This window comes from Pseudomonas sp. sp1636 (assembly GCF_030376615.1).
In the GTDB taxonomy this organism is placed as follows: domain Bacteria; phylum Pseudomonadota; class Gammaproteobacteria; order Pseudomonadales; family Pseudomonadaceae; genus Aquipseudomonas.
On sequence record NZ_JARRAB010000009.1, the window covers coordinates 149,187 to 162,359 of the forward strand.

The following is a 13,173-nucleotide window of genomic DNA, read 5'->3' on the forward strand; positions in this document are numbered from 1 at the left end:
CTATGATTTGTTGGCGGGGAGGGCGGGGGTAGGGTTGCCGCGGTTGTAGCGTCGAGCCAGATAAGTGGCCGGTACGCCGAGAACATAGGCCAGCACAAGCACACGATTGTGCAATGAGCGGCGCCACCAGCCGTCGCGCTGCCAGCGTCTGGGGTCGGCTTTCAAACCTTGTGCGATACGTTCAAAGCGGCCCAGCTTGCGCAGTTGCTTGACCAGTTCCACCTCTTCAAACAGCGGCCAGGGGCTGTGCTGGCCGCAGGCAGAGTAGGCACTGGCCTCAACAAAGATGCCCTGATCGCCATAGGGCACCCCGAAATGGTTGCGCCAGGCGATTAACCGTTCCAGCAACCGGCTCTGCCAGCAGCCATTGCCGCTGAAGTGGAAGGCGAAGTAACCGCCTACCGCGCCTGAAGCCATTCTGGCTTGAAGATCGGGTAGTGGGTTGCCTTGTAACTGGGCGTCGGCATGCAAAAACCACAGGATCGAATGCCGGGCATGCATCGCGCCCAGGCGCAGTTGCGTCCCTTGCAGGGATCGGCCGGTATCCATTGTGCCTCGTATTGCAGGCACAGTTGGCGGCAGGTTTGACAGCCCGCGGCATCGACCACGATAAGTTGAAGCTCTTGCCTGGAGCGTTGCGCCAGTTGATTGAGGCGCGACAGCAACTGCTCGAGCACGACGGTATCCTGCCAGCAGGGGATGATTACGCTGATCGGCGGGTTAACAGGCATGGGCAGGCACTCCCAATTGCTGCAGGGCGTGGTGCAGGTTCAGTCGTGCAGGCTGGCCGTGTTGTTCGAGCAGGCTGGGCAGCGCGTACAGATCTTCCTTGTGGTCGATATCGAACAACTCCCCGGCCCATGCCACCGAGTGGCCGGCTCGCTGACAGCAGTCAAACAGAGCCGAGCCCAGGTGCTCTGTGCTCCAGGGCAGTGCGCTCAGGTCGGGCCACGAACGGTTCGAGGCCATCAGCACCACGCCGCCATCTTTGGCTGCGAGTAGCACCGTATCATTGGCTTCAAGCAGGCAGGTCACTCGCTGGTAGTCACTGGGCTGTAGTACGGGGCAGTCACTGCCGATGTAGATCAAGCGCTGCAGGTCGAGAGCGTGCAATCGGCTATCCAGGTCGTTGAGGCGCTGACCCAGATTGCCGTCATGTTGGGCCATGCCCAAGGCCTGCGGACAGAGAGCCTGCGCCCAAGGCAAATGGCGCGAATGGTCGGGGGCAATGACCTTGGGCGCGGGCCATTGGTGAAGATCTTCCAGGGCGCAAGCGAGCAGCAGTTGAGCGATGTCCAAGGCCGGTTGCAGGCCTATTTGCTGCGCCAGGCGCTGCTTGGAGTGCCCCAGCGCTGGTCGCTTACACAACAAGACCAGGCAGGGGGCAATAGCGGTGGGGGCTTCGGCTGCAGTGCTGTCAGTCAAGCGCGTACTCCAGATTCATGGTCAGGTCTGCCCCTCATGGAGGCTGTACCCTTATGAGAATCTGCTCGCGTTTTTGTTACAGCACTGACTAGTTCTGTTATGTATCTCGCTCTTGCAGTTTTTTCAGAATGGCCGCGCTATCAACCGCTTCTGCGTTTAACGGTAGTTGTTGCAGTACTTCAGCGGTGAGTTTCAGCTGTTTGATGTACAGCGTGCAGCGTGGGCACATTTTCAGATGCATGAACACTGCCCAGCGAGTACTTAAGCGCAGATCACCCTCAATGATGTCGGAGCCGAGTTCGGACATCTCACGGCAGGTCAGCATGCTCCTACCTCCTCGAAATGATTAAGCATGGCATGCATCCGTTGCCGCCCGCGGTGCAGTAATACACGGATATTGCCCTCCGCCAGATTAAGCGCCTGGGCTATTTCGCCGTAGTTCAGCCCGCCCAGCTCGCGCATCATCACCACGCTTTGCTGGTCTTCAGGCAGCTTGTGCAGGTGTTTGTGAATGCACTCATAGAGTTCAGCTTCAGTCAGAAGCTCGTCGGGTGTTTCATGGTGCCACTGCATGGGCGGTGCCTCCCACGCACCTTGCTCGTTGAAGCGCATGCCTATGGGCGATCCGCTATCGCTACCCCAGCCATCGAGGGACACTTCACGACCTGTTTTGCGGCGCATGGCATGAGCTTCGTTGATCGCGATCCGGGCGAGCCATGTGCGCAGTTTGGAGCGGCCTTCGAATTTGCCAATCGCGGCAAAAGCCCTCAGCCAGGTTTCCTGTGCGACATCGTCGGCGAGGTCATTGCCCACCAGTGGGGTGGCCATGGCCACCAGGAAGGCATGATGCAGTTTGATCACCGACGCCAGGGCGCCCTTGTCACCCTGGCGCAGCCGTTTGATCAGTTCCTGTTCATCCATCTATTTCTCCATCAATGGCCTGCAAGTGCGCAGTGCAGGTCATCCGTGTTGTTAATTAGAGGCAAGCCAGAGTGCATTGTTACAACGTAGTTGTCATGGCTGGCGTGAATATGAAAGCCCGCAAGCCATGTCACTGTTCCAGGTTTTTTGCCACCGGGGGGCGGGAAATAGCCGGGCCCAGTGCGTAACAGAACGTGGGGGTGTACTGATCCAGAGGGCGCTTGTAACAAAACAGCGCTCCCTGCATCTGAGTTAAGCGAACGGTGCTTGCCCGTAAACAAAGGGGGCATCCGGCGTGCGCATTCCCAGGGTGGAGCAACATCGAAGTTCCCTACCCATACGACACGGCACTCCATACAAAAATTTGAGGAACTAACATGACTCACCAACTGAAAAACAAAGCCAACGCCGTCGCTCGCCGTCCCCTGGCCGCCATGCTGTGTGCGGGTGCTCTAAGCATGGCGTTGGCAGGGCCGGTGCTGGCCGCAAATCCTTGTTCGCCTTGTGCCGCCAAGTGTGCACCTGCGGCCATGAATCCCTGTGCGGCGAACCCGTGTGCGGCAAACCCATGCGCGGCGAAGAACCCCTGTGCCGCCAAGAGTCCTTGTGCGGCTAACCCTTGCGCCGCAAAGAATCCGTGCGCAGCCAAGAATCCTTGTGCCGCCAAGAGCCAGTAGTCACTTGGCCAAGACGCCTGCGGAGCATTGTATTTTGCTGAGGAGTGGTTCCCGCGGAGGAGTCGCTCTTGGTGGCTAACGCTCTTGGTGGCTAAGGCGCTGGTTGATCTGCCCAGCCGTCACGTCAGCCATCGGCGGCTTGCTGCATACCGTCGATGAGCTGCGGCAGGTGTGGCGGCATAGTCATCGCCTAATTGGAGAGACTCTCTCTGGAGAGACTCTCTCTGTAACAAAATCGGCCGAGTTGCTTCTTAGTTTTGTTGGGCGAACACATGCAGGTGCCACCTGTGGGAGAGATCCATTGCTTATGGTGCCTGGATCGGGAATGACTCGGTTTTTTGCCGCTATTGCCCAAGGGCGCAGACCAGTTCGATGCCCGCTGCCCAAGGGTAAGTGCACAACGTACCGTTGCTAACCGTGGATTGAGGAAATCACTATGCGCCACATATGCCCCGACCTTCCTGCTTCACACTGTTATCGTCCCCTTGCCGGCATGGTGTCGGCGACGGTGCTGGCCATGGCACTTTCAGGCCCGGCCATGGCCGCCAACCCCTGCAGCCCATGTGCGGGCAAGTGCGCACCCAGCAGCTTGAATCCTTGTGCAGCGAAGAATCCCTGCGCGGCTAAAAACCCGTGCGCGGCGAAAAATCCCTGCGCCGCCAATCCCTGCGCGGCGAAGATGAACCCCTGCGCCGTCAAGTCGGTCAAGCGCCCGGCCAACTACAAACCCTATCAAGGCGCACAGGCCGAGCTGAAGGCCTATGGCGAGAAACTCTACAAGGATCCCAAGCTGAGCACTAACGGCCTGTCTTGCGCTACCTGCCACCAGGGCGGCAACCTGTTCCAGGCCAGTTTTGCCAAGGCATATCCCCATGAAGTGGCCATGGCGAAGAATCAGTTCGGCATGTCCCAGGTGTTTCTCGACGAGATGATCCAGATCTGCATGGTCGCGCCCATGGCATCCAAGGCCCTGGGCTGGGAGTCGAAAGAGCTGGCGGCGCTGGTTGCCTATACCGCAACTCTGCAGACGAGTTTCAAGCCCAATCCCTGTGCGGCCAACCCTTGCGCCGCCAAGAACCCCTGTGCCGCGGCCAACCCTTGCGCCGCGAAAAATCCCTGTGCGGCCAAGAACCCCTGCGCTGCCAAGTAATGAACGTGCCTTGACCGGGGCGGCTGCTCCTCCGCCCCGGCCCTTTTTCGAGATCCAGCCATGAACGCCCAACTTCCTGCTTTCGATACCGCGCTGCCCGACTGTGCGATCGAACTGCCACATGCCGAGCGGTTGAGCGCGGCAGAACGATCGGCTCAACTGGCTGCGGCAGAAGAAATCCGTCGCTGTCAGCGAGCCTTGAGCAAGGCCGGTCTCAATGTGGTCGGCGAATTGCTCAAGGGCCATGACGGCTTCTACGAGATGAATCATTACCCCGATAGCGACGTGTACGACAGTGACAGCCATGCGCAGTACTACTACCACGCTCACCGTGAAGGCGGCCTGGAACATGGCCATTTCCATACGTTCATCCGTGGTCAGGGCATCCCCGGTTCGTTGCAACCGCTGTCGGCGCCAGCGGGGAGTGAACCCTGGCCGAGCGGCGACGAGGCCATCGCCCATCTGATTGCCGTGTCCATGGATGCCTGGGGCCAGCCGATTGGACTGTTCGCCTGCAATCGCTGGGTGACGGGCGAGACCTGGTATCCCGCCGCAGCGGTGAAACAGCTGCTGCCGACGTTTTGCATCGACCATGCCCATCCATCCTGGCCAGCCAATCTGTGGCTGACTGCACTGTTGCAGCTATTCCGCCCCCATATCCAGGCGCTGATCGAGCATCGCGATCAGGTGGTTGCGGCTTGGCAGGCGGCCCATCCAGGTGAGGATGTGTTCGAAGATCGTACGCTGGAGATCACCGGCTATTTACCCATTTCCGTCGACAGCTGGGTTCAGGCCCTGAACCAGGCCCAAGGCGTTCAGCCCTGACCCGGCATTGATTGTTAGGTGAGCATGCGATGAATATTCTGTTTCTCTGTACCGCCAATAGTTGCCGCAGCATCCTCGCCGAGGCCATCTTCAACCATCTGGCCCCAGCACATATGCACGCCTACAGCGCGGGGAGCAACCCGTGTGGCTGGGTTCATCCGCAAAGCCTGAGGGCGCTACAGCGCGCCGGCATCGCGATCGATGGACTGCACAGCAAGTCCCAGGCAGAGCATCGGCAGTTGCAGCCGGATCTGCTCATCAGCCTGTGCGACAACGCCGCCGCCGAACCTTGTCCGACCTTCTTTGGTAGTGCGTTGAGAGCGCACTGGGGGTTGCCCGACCCGGCAACCGAAGGCGGCACTCAGGCGGACATCGATGCGGTGTTCGATGCGGCAGTGGCGAGCATCGTGTATCGGGTCGACAAGTTTCTCGCCTTGCCGCTGTCTTACCTGAGTTCGCAGGAACTCGAGGCGGCGCTGGTATCTATCGGCCGCAGCTGAGCGCTTGTGAAAGGCTATGTGTGAAGGCATTCGATATTTGCACTGCTGCGCATCGAGCCAAGAACGTTTCCAGTCGGGGGCTTGGTGTTGAGGTACGACTGATTGTCCACATATGACGGCTACATTTTTCGAGGAGGACGAACATGCTGACCTGCCGAGAAATGGCACAGTTAGGCTCGGATGTTATCGATAAGCAACTGAGCCTTGGAAAACGCATCGCTGCCTATGTGCATCTGCGCCAATGCAAAAACTGCCGCACCTACATCAAACAATTGGCTCTGACGTCGGCCGTCTTGCAGGCGTTAGCGGTGCCGCCGAACAGTACAGAGATAGAGGCCACGCTTGGTCATATCCAGCACGCTATCGAGAAGCGCTCGGGTTAAGTCGAGGCATGGATTACCTGTTGATTGATTGCGAGTTCAAGCCTGGCCTCAGCTACGCATTAACTCGGGATCGATCCGGCTTGATCGGTGTAGGTCAAGTGCTTCTGTAGGGTCTAGCCGCATGACTCGAGGTGTAACAACCGCTTCAAGTGCGTATCAAATTCATGCAAGTCAAATTCCCTTTTGGAGGATGACGTCATGAAAAGCACAATCCGGATTGCCGGCCTGTTCGCCGCGATAACCCTGGTCAGTGCTGGAGGGTTGGCACATGCCGGCCAGACTCAACTGATCCAGGATGTGTCGCGTGATGCCCCGTCACGCCTTGAGCAGACCCCGGTTGAGACCTATCACTACGGGATGAAGTTGGATATCGCGCGGGTTCTGTCCATCAGCGACACCAGCCAGGTATGCGATGTCGTGCCCTCGGTCATGCACTACGAAGACCGTGAGGGCAAGCTGCGGGCTTTGGAATATCTGATTCACGGCGGTGGTTGTTTAGACAATTGAGCCTGCCAACAGAAGGCAGTAGCCGGCAGAGAAGGGCATTCCAGGGGCCGTCGATCGGCAGCGGGTATTCGTGGGGGCTCATCGACAGCCCGCTCGACAGCTGGCCAGTGGGCTCGGGGGCGGCGCGTGGCCCCTCATCAGCCAATGTCAGCGCCGCTGGCGGCGAGAGCCGTTGTGCCTTGTAACGAGGCGATCAGCGGGCAGCAGACCTTGCCCTTGCCGGCTTGGCAGGCGCTCACAAGTTGGGACAAAGCGGACTCTATCCGCGTCAGGTCGGCCAGCTTGGCTCGTACGTCCTGCAGCCTGTACTCGGCCAGGTGGCTGGCCTCCGCGCAGTGAGTGCCATCTTCAAGGCGTAGCAGTTCGGCGATCTCGTCCAGGCTGAAGCCCAGGCGCTGGGCCGTTTTCACGAAGCTCAGCCGCGCCACGTCCGCCTGTCCGTAGCGGCGGATACCGCCCTGGGGGCGCTGCGGCTCCGCCAACAGCCCCTTGCGTTGATAGAAACGGATGGTTTCCACGTTAACCCCGGCGGCCTTGGCGAAGGCACCGATGGTCAGGCTCTCTGGTTTGCTGTGCATAGCGCTTGAGTCCGTACATGACTACGGAAGTAACCTTAGGTCATCGCTCGAATAATCGGAAGGAGAAAAGCATGTCTGAGCCGTCAAACGGACGCGCCCCACTGGTCGCGGGAGGACTGGCTGCGATGCTTGCCTCGACTTGCTGCCTGGGGCCGCTGCTGTTGATCACGCTGGGGTTCAGCGGGGCCTGGATCGGCAACTTGACCGTGCTGGAACCTTATCGGCCGCTCTTTATCGGCGCAGCGCTGGTCGCACTGTTCTTCGCCTGGCGACGGATCTTTCGACCGGCAGCCGTCTGCAAAACGGGGGAGGTCTGCGCGATTCCACAGGTGCGTACCACCTACAAGTTGCTGTTCTGGGTGGTGACGGCCTTGGTGCTGGTCGCCCTCGGCTTCCCGTACATCCTGCCCTTGTTCTACTGATCGGAGTTCGCGATGAAAAAAATGTCCGGAACAAATTCTCGCGTCAGCCACGCAGGGGTAAGGCGCATGGATGCGCCTTACAAAAAACTGCTCGCAACCGTAGCCCTCACCACCCTCATAGCTGCGCCTACCTGGGCGGCCACGCAGACCGTCACCCTGGCGGTGCCCGGCATGACCTGCGCCGCTTGCCCGTTCACGGTGAAGAAGGCGCTGACCAAGGTCGAAGGGGTGTCCAAGGCCGAGGTGAGTTATGCGAACCGCGAAGCAATAGTCACCTTCGATGACACCAAGACCAACCTAGATGCCCTCACCAAAGCCACCGAGAACGCGGGCTATCCCGCGTCGATCAAGGAGTGACGATGAGCAACCCCAATACGCTGTTGAAGATCGGCCTGGGCGGCTCGGTGGTGGCGGCACTGTGTTGTTTTACGCCGCTGTTGGTGATTCTGCTTGGGGTAGTCGGGCTGTCCGCCTTGACCGGGTACCTGGACTACGTCCTGTTACCGGCACTCGCCGCCTTTATTGCGCTGACCCTGTACGCCCTGCACAAGAAGCGTAAAGCCAATGCTTGCTGTATCGCCGCCTCGAAGACGGGAGAAAAATGATGATCGAACTCCAGGTGGAGGGCATGACCTGCGGATCCTGTACTGAGCATGTCAGGCAGGCATTGGAGCAGGTTGCGGGGGTGCGCTCGGCGAGTGTTTCCTATCCCCAGGGATTGGCAGCAATCGCGACCGATGGCCAGGTGAGCCTGGAACCGCTTATCGCGGCGGTAACTACGCTCGGCTACGGTGCGCGGGTAGCCAATAACCCAAACGACTCTGCGGTTCTATTCGAGCAAGCGCTGGACAGGCCAGTTCGAAAAACTACGCAGGCGAATGGTGAGCAAGCGCTGCACATTGCCGTCATCGGTAGTGGCGGTGCCGCCATGGCAGCCGCGCTCAAGGCGGTGGAAGGCGGTGCCCGCGTCACCCTGATCGAACGTGGCGTCATCGGCGGCACCTGCGTCAACATCGGCTGCGTGCCGTCGAAGATCATGATTCGCGCCGCGCATGTGGCCCATCTGCGCCGCGAGAGCCCATTCGACGCTGGATTGCCCGCCACGACGCCAATCGTCCTGCGCGATCGGCTGCTTGCACAGCAACAGGCTCGTGTAGACGAACTGCGCTCAGCCAAGTACGAAGGCATACTGGAGAGCTCTCAAGCCATCACTGTGCTGCGCGGTCAGGCCAGCTTCCAGGACGACCAACACCTCGTTGTAGCGCTGAGTAAAGGCGACGAACGCGTGCTGGCGTTCGACCGTTGCCTGGTTGCCACTGGCGCGAGTCCGGCCGTTCCGCCGATTCCTGGCCTCAAGGACACGCCGTACTGGATCTCCACCGAGGCCCTGGTGAGCGATGCGATTCCCAACCGCTTGGCGGTTATCGGTTCCTCAGTGGTAGCGCTGGAGTTGGCACAGGCCTTTGCCCGCCTGGGTAGCCAAGTGACGATCCTGGCGCGTCACACGCTGTTCTATCGCGAAGATCCGGCCATCGGCGAAGCGCTGACGGCGGCCTTGCGCATGGAGGGCATCGAGGTGCTGGAGCACACGCAAGCCAGCCAAGTGTCCTACGACAATGGCGAGTTCATCCTGAGCACTCACCACGGCGAGGTACGGGCCGAGCAGTTGCTGGTTGCCACCGGACGCACGCCTAACAGCCGAGGCATGAACCTGGAAGCTGCCGGGGTGAAGCTTAATCAGCGCGGCGGCATCCAGATCGACCAGGGCATGCGCACCAGCGCAGCCAATATCTATGCGGCCGGCGACTGCACCGACCAGCCGCAGTTCGTCTATGTGGCGGCGGCAGCCGGCACCCGCGCGGCGATCAACATGAACGGTGGCGAGGCGAGCCTCGATCTGGCGGCTATGCCCGCAGTGGTGTTTACCGACCCGCAGGTGGCCACCGTCGGCTACAACGAGGTGCAGGCGCAGCAGGCCGGGCTTGAAACCGACAGCCGCATCCTGAGCCTGGAGCATGTGCCGCGCGCGTTGGTCAACTTCGACAGCCGAGGGTTCATCAAACTGGTCGCCGAAGCTGGCAGCGGTCGACTGCTGGGCGTTCAGGCAGTGTCTGCCGAGGCGGGGGAGCTGATCCAGACTGCCGCCATTGCCATTCGGGCGCGAATGACGGTGCAGGAGCTGGCCGACCAGCTGTTTCCCTACCTGACCATGGTGGAGGGGCTCAAGCTCTGCGCGCAGACCTTCTTCAAGGATGTGCAGCAACTGTCCTGCTGCGCGGGATAGGGGATAGCAGACCGGCCGGCGCAATCATCAACTCGGCAGCCGGGCCATTGGTTGCCATCTTGATTGGCGTGCGCGGATAAGCCGGCTGTACTCCAAGGAGGCAATGGACTTATGCCGCAGTGCTTCTCTGCGCATAGTGATCCAACAGGGCGGTCATATCCTCGGCAAGTTCGAGTACGTGCCGGGCGGGCGTCTGGCGCTGGGCAAAGGCGCGCAAACCAATGATTTGGGCCTGAAGCAGGCGTGCCAGTCGGGGGCAATCAATATCTGGGCTTAGCTCGCCGCGCTGCTGCGCGCGCTCAAGTACGGCGCTCAGATTATGCTCGACGGCATCGAGCAGCGTGTTGACCTTGAGTTGCAGTTGCGGCTCCTGATCGCCGACTTCCAGCAGGGTTTTGACGATCATGCAGGCTCGGGCAGGGGGTGCGTTGGTCGCCGTGCACGCGCAGGCTAGCGACTGGAAATAGGCTTTAAGGGCTTCCAATACAGACGAATGTGTATCGAGCAGGCGCTGCAATTCTTCGCCCATGTAGCCTGCGTACAGATCCAGAGCCTCGGCGAACAAGCCGCTCTTGCTGCCAAAGGTGGCATAGAGACTGCCAGGGCGCATGTCCAGCGCCTGCTCGATATGTTTCAGCGATGAGGCGAAATAACCGCGTTCCCAGAACAGAGCGACAGCCCTGTTCAGTGCCGTGTGACGATCATATTTAGCAACTCTGGGCATGGGTTTCTCGCTCGCATCGGCGGGTAGGGTAACTGCTAAAGATTCAACCTGAGTGTTTGTGAAAAGCGGCCCGTGACGACGCTCGATATTTTCATGGTTTTGAGTGGTTGCTCAATTATAACTTGAGTGATCGCTCAAATATAGCTAGCCTGGTTGCCATTGTTGAGCAATCGCTCAATACACGTAGAGGTGATTTTCATGAAGAGTTTCAAACTGCATGACCAGTCTTCAGCGCCACAAGCAGCCAAGCCATTGCTGGAGGACTCCATGAAAAGCTTTGGCATGATCCCGGGCTTGCATGCCGTAATGGCTGAGGCGCCTGGCGTGCTGGACGCGTACAAGAAATTGCATGCGCTATTTCTCGACAGCAGTTTTGACGCCGATGAAAAAACCGTGGTGTGGCAGAGCATCAACGTCGAACACGGCTGTCATTACTGTGTGCCGGCACATACCGGTATCGCCAAGGCGATGCAGGTGGCGGACGATGTGAACAATGCATTGCGCGACGAAACGCCGTTACCCAACGAGCGACTGGAAGCCTTGCGCAGCTTTACCCTGGCAGTGGTTCGCAACCGTGGTGAAGTCGCAGGCGCAGACCTGCAAGCCTTTTATGCTGCCGGCTATGAGCAGCGTCATGTACTGGAAGTGATCCTTGGTCTATCCCAGAAAATCATGAGCAATTACATCAACCACATTGCCAAGACACCGGTTGATAAGCCCTTCATGAAGTTTGAATGGCAGAAAGTGCAAAAATAGACCTGGGTTGAGTTCATGCTATGAATTCATGGCAGCGACACTGCCAAGGTGATGTTGCTTCGGGCTGGGCGAGATAGTGCTGATGACCAGAGAGGGGCGTTAATAGCTTCCCAGCACCTGTGCCCAGAGCTTGTGAACATATCAATCAGCGTCGCGAGACGGTCGCAGTAGGCGGGAGCTTTTCACAATCTATCAGCGCTGCCTGGCGCGACGGGCGCTAGCTTGCCAGGCCGACACAAGGAGTTCGATCGATGACGACAGGCACAGGAACGCGGCGTCTCTGGCATGAAGATCCGCACGTCTGGCGCGTGGTCTTGGTGCGCTATCTGGTCGTCTTCGCGCCCCTCAACCTGCTCTGGGAACTCGCCCAGTTGCCGCTCTATACCCTGTGGACGCAGGCGTCGCCTGCATCCATCGTCTACGCCGTCATCCACTGCACGCTGGGGGACATGCTGATTGGTGTCCTGGCCCTGCTCGTCGCGCTGCTCGTCACTCGTGCCGGCCCGCTCGAGCGCTGGCGCTGGGGACGGGTAGGGGCCGTCGCAGTCGGTTTCGGTCTCGCGTATACAGTGTTCAGCGAGTGGTTCAACACGGCGGTGCGGATGAGTTGGGCCTATTCCGAATGGATGCCGCTGACGCCGATCATTGCCCTCGGCGTCTCGCCGCTGCTGCAATGGCTGCTGCTGCCAACAGTCGCACTGGCCTGGGCCCGGGCTGCTGCGCGCAAGGCAAACCAGATTTGACCCAGGCGTTCCAGGGTCATCTTCACCCGATTCCTCAGAACCGAGACGAATGGGAGCTGCCAATGAAATTCATCCGCTACATCTCAACGCTGGGCATGGCAGTAAGTCTGCTTATGGCCACGGCGGCCGCGCTTGCCGCCGGCCCCAGCTACCGTCTCGCGGTCGACGGGCTGGCCTGCCCTTTCTGCGCCTATGGCATCGAGAAGAAGCTGAGCGCCCTCGTCGGCGTCGAACGCCTTGAGACCAATATCGAGGACGGCAGTGTGATCGTCACCATGCAGGATGGCGCGATCCTCGATGAAGCTGCGGTGCAGAAGGCAGTAAAAGCCGCCGGCTTCAGCCTGCGCACCTTCGAACAGGTTGCGCCAGAGGGGCAATGACATGCAGACAGTGCTGAAACTGGCCATGGCCAGCTTATGCCTGACGCCCGCCGCCGCGTGGAGCGCGCCTATCACCTTCAACACGGCGCTGCCGGTACATGAAGGCGGCTACGTGTGGCGCGAGCAGTTGGTCTTCATGCAAAGCGCCGGCGACCCCACCCCTGCCAGACGCGACATGCAGGTGACGGGGCTGGTGTCGGTGCTGGGCTATGGCGTAACCGGCGACTTCGCGCTGTTCGGCATGCTGCCCTGGTTCGACAAGCGCCTGGACATGCGCATGGGCGGGCAGGATCTCAGCCGAAGCAAGTCCGCTATGGGCGATCTCACCGTGCTGGGCCGCTACACCGCCTACCAGTACGACGCGCCGGGACAGACCTTGCGCATCGCGCCGTTCCTCGGGGTGAAGGCGCCGACCGGCGAGGATAACGCTCGGGACGGTTTTGGCCGTCTGCCGCCGGCACTGCAGCCGGGTTCCGGTTCCTGGGATGCGCTCGGCGGTGCGGTGCTCACCTATCAGACCCTAGACTTTCAAATCGACAGCCAGGTGAGTTACCAGGCCAACGGCGAAGCCAACGGCTTTCAGGCCGGCAACCGTTGGCAGGTCGACGGCTCGCTGCAGTACCGCCTGCTGCCACGTCGCCTGGGTGCCGGCGTTCCGGCTTTCCTCTATGGCGTGCTCGAAGCCAACCTGCTGCACGCGGACAAGGATCGCAGCGGCGGGAGCGCCGATGCGAATTCGGGAGGCACCACGCTGTTCATCACCCCCGGACTGCAATACGTGACAAAAAAATGGATCCTCGAGGCCGGCGTGCAGATCCCCGTGCATCAGCAACTCAACGGCAGCGCGCTGGAGACCGACTACCGGCTCACCGCCGGCTTTCGCGTCAACTTCTAAGGG

At 60.1% G+C, this 13,173-nt stretch carries 21 protein-coding genes; 13 read left to right on the top strand and 8 right to left on the bottom strand.

The window, feature by feature from the left end; genetic code table 11:
- From P8H27_RS11295 to P8H27_RS11320, 6 genes are all read right to left on the bottom strand, one after another.
- A complete protein-coding gene (locus P8H27_RS11295; RefSeq protein WP_289637548.1) occupies positions 1–501 on the bottom strand; it encodes a hypothetical protein in 501 nt (166 codons plus the stop codon).
- Complete coding sequence (locus P8H27_RS11300) at positions 399–731, bottom strand: hypothetical protein (protein WP_289637625.1); 333 nt, start codon at positions 729–731, stop codon at positions 399–401. The genes P8H27_RS11295 and P8H27_RS11300 overlap by 103 nt, the downstream gene beginning before the upstream one ends.
- Complete coding sequence (locus tag P8H27_RS11305) at positions 721–1,425, bottom strand: DUF2064 domain-containing protein (protein WP_289637550.1); 705 nt, start codon at positions 1,423–1,425, stop codon at positions 721–723. The genes P8H27_RS11300 and P8H27_RS11305 overlap by 11 nt, the downstream gene beginning before the upstream one ends.
- A gap of 97 nt (positions 1,426–1,522) precedes the next feature.
- Positions 1,523–1,750 (bottom strand): anti-sigma factor, encoded by a 228-nt coding sequence (locus P8H27_RS11310; RefSeq protein WP_289637552.1) that lies wholly within the window; start codon positions 1,748–1,750, stop codon positions 1,523–1,525.
- A complete protein-coding gene (locus P8H27_RS11315) occupies positions 1,744–2,346 on the bottom strand; it encodes an RNA polymerase sigma factor (RefSeq protein WP_289637554.1) in 603 nt (200 codons plus the stop codon). Before P8H27_RS11315 ends, P8H27_RS11310 begins: the two co-directional genes overlap by 7 nt.
- Before the next feature lie 1,151 nt (positions 2,347–3,497).
- Positions 3,498–3,731 (bottom strand): hypothetical protein, encoded by a 234-nt coding sequence (locus P8H27_RS11320; RefSeq protein ID WP_289637556.1) that lies wholly within the window; start codon positions 3,729–3,731, stop codon positions 3,498–3,500.
- Here P8H27_RS11320 and P8H27_RS11325 point away from each other — a divergent pair.
- The 5 genes from P8H27_RS11325 to P8H27_RS11345 all read left to right on the top strand — a co-directional run bounded on the left by P8H27_RS11325 (position 3,703) and on the right by P8H27_RS11345 (position 6,388).
- Positions 3,703–4,173 (top strand): c-type cytochrome, encoded by a 471-nt coding sequence (locus P8H27_RS11325; RefSeq protein ID WP_289637558.1) that lies wholly within the window; start codon positions 3,703–3,705, stop codon positions 4,171–4,173. The genes P8H27_RS11320 and P8H27_RS11325 overlap by 29 nt on opposite strands.
- Positions 4,174–4,233: 60 nt before the next feature.
- Positions 4,234–4,998: a DUF6969 family protein gene (locus P8H27_RS11330; RefSeq protein ID WP_289637560.1), complete on the top strand. Its 765-nt coding sequence runs from the start codon at positions 4,234–4,236 to the stop codon at positions 4,996–4,998.
- Between the two features lie 29 nt (positions 4,999–5,027).
- The gene (locus P8H27_RS11335; RefSeq protein ID WP_289637561.1) at positions 5,028–5,498 is read left to right on the top strand and encodes an arsenate reductase ArsC; all 471 of its coding nucleotides are present in this window, start codon (positions 5,028–5,030) and stop codon (positions 5,496–5,498) included.
- Positions 5,499–5,641: 143 nt separating this feature from the next.
- Positions 5,642–5,881 (top strand): anti-sigma factor, encoded by a 240-nt coding sequence (locus P8H27_RS11340; RefSeq protein ID WP_289637562.1) that lies wholly within the window; start codon positions 5,642–5,644, stop codon positions 5,879–5,881.
- A 198-nt stretch (positions 5,882–6,079) separates the two neighbouring features.
- Positions 6,080–6,388, top strand: coding sequence for a DUF2790 domain-containing protein (locus P8H27_RS11345; protein ID WP_289637563.1), 309 nt, complete (start codon positions 6,080–6,082; stop codon positions 6,386–6,388).
- 137 nt (positions 6,389–6,525) lie between these two features.
- Here the strand turns inward: P8H27_RS11345 and merR are convergent, their stop codons facing one another.
- Positions 6,526–6,966 carry an Hg(II)-responsive transcriptional regulator gene (gene merR / locus P8H27_RS11350; RefSeq protein ID WP_289637565.1) on the bottom strand — a complete coding sequence of 147 codons (441 nt, stop codon included), beginning with the start codon at positions 6,964–6,966 and terminating at the stop codon, positions 6,526–6,528.
- Positions 6,967–7,037: 71 nt separating this feature from the next.
- On the opposite strand from merR, the gene merT reads away from it, so the two are divergent.
- The 4 genes from merT (at position 7,038) to merA (ending at position 9,672) form a co-directional block, all read left to right on the top strand.
- Entirely contained in the window at positions 7,038–7,388 is a 351-nt protein-coding gene (gene merT / locus P8H27_RS11355) for a mercuric ion transporter MerT (protein ID WP_289637567.1), read from the top strand.
- Positions 7,389–7,454: 66 nt separating this feature from the next.
- The gene (gene merP, locus P8H27_RS11360) at positions 7,455–7,745 is read left to right on the top strand and encodes a mercury resistance system periplasmic binding protein MerP (protein ID WP_289637568.1); all 291 of its coding nucleotides are present in this window, start codon (positions 7,455–7,457) and stop codon (positions 7,743–7,745) included.
- Between the two features lie 2 nt (positions 7,746–7,747).
- Positions 7,748–7,993: a mercury resistance system transport protein MerF gene (gene merF, locus P8H27_RS11365; RefSeq protein WP_289637569.1), complete on the top strand. Its 246-nt coding sequence runs from the start codon at positions 7,748–7,750 to the stop codon at positions 7,991–7,993.
- Entirely contained in the window at positions 7,993–9,672 is a 1,680-nt protein-coding gene (gene merA, locus P8H27_RS11370) for a mercury(II) reductase (protein ID WP_289637621.1), read from the top strand. The genes merF and merA overlap by 1 nt, the downstream gene beginning before the upstream one ends.
- Before the next feature lie 109 nt (positions 9,673–9,781).
- On the opposite strand, the gene P8H27_RS11375 is transcribed toward merA, so the two are convergent.
- On the bottom strand, positions 9,782–10,396 hold the full coding sequence (locus P8H27_RS11375; protein ID WP_289637570.1) for a TetR/AcrR family transcriptional regulator: 615 nt from the start codon (positions 10,394–10,396) through the stop codon (positions 9,782–9,784).
- 198 nt (positions 10,397–10,594) lie between these two features.
- Here P8H27_RS11375 and P8H27_RS11380 point away from each other — a divergent pair, with 198 nt between their 5' ends.
- From P8H27_RS11380 to P8H27_RS11395, 4 genes are all read left to right on the top strand, one after another.
- Positions 10,595–11,152, top strand: a complete 558-nt coding sequence (locus tag P8H27_RS11380) for a carboxymuconolactone decarboxylase family protein (RefSeq protein WP_289637572.1) — start codon at positions 10,595–10,597, stop codon at positions 11,150–11,152.
- 251 nt (positions 11,153–11,403) lie between these two features.
- On the top strand, positions 11,404–11,895 hold the full coding sequence (locus tag P8H27_RS11385) for a hypothetical protein (RefSeq protein WP_289637573.1): 492 nt from the start codon (positions 11,404–11,406) through the stop codon (positions 11,893–11,895).
- A 62-nt stretch (positions 11,896–11,957) separates the two neighbouring features.
- The gene (locus P8H27_RS11390) at positions 11,958–12,275 is read left to right on the top strand and encodes a heavy-metal-associated domain-containing protein (protein ID WP_289637575.1); all 318 of its coding nucleotides are present in this window, start codon (positions 11,958–11,960) and stop codon (positions 12,273–12,275) included.
- Position 12,276: 1 nt separating this feature from the next.
- Positions 12,277–13,170: a transporter gene (locus P8H27_RS11395; RefSeq protein WP_289637577.1), complete on the top strand. Its 894-nt coding sequence runs from the start codon at positions 12,277–12,279 to the stop codon at positions 13,168–13,170.
- The last annotated feature ends 3 nt before the right edge of the window (positions 13,171–13,173 follow it).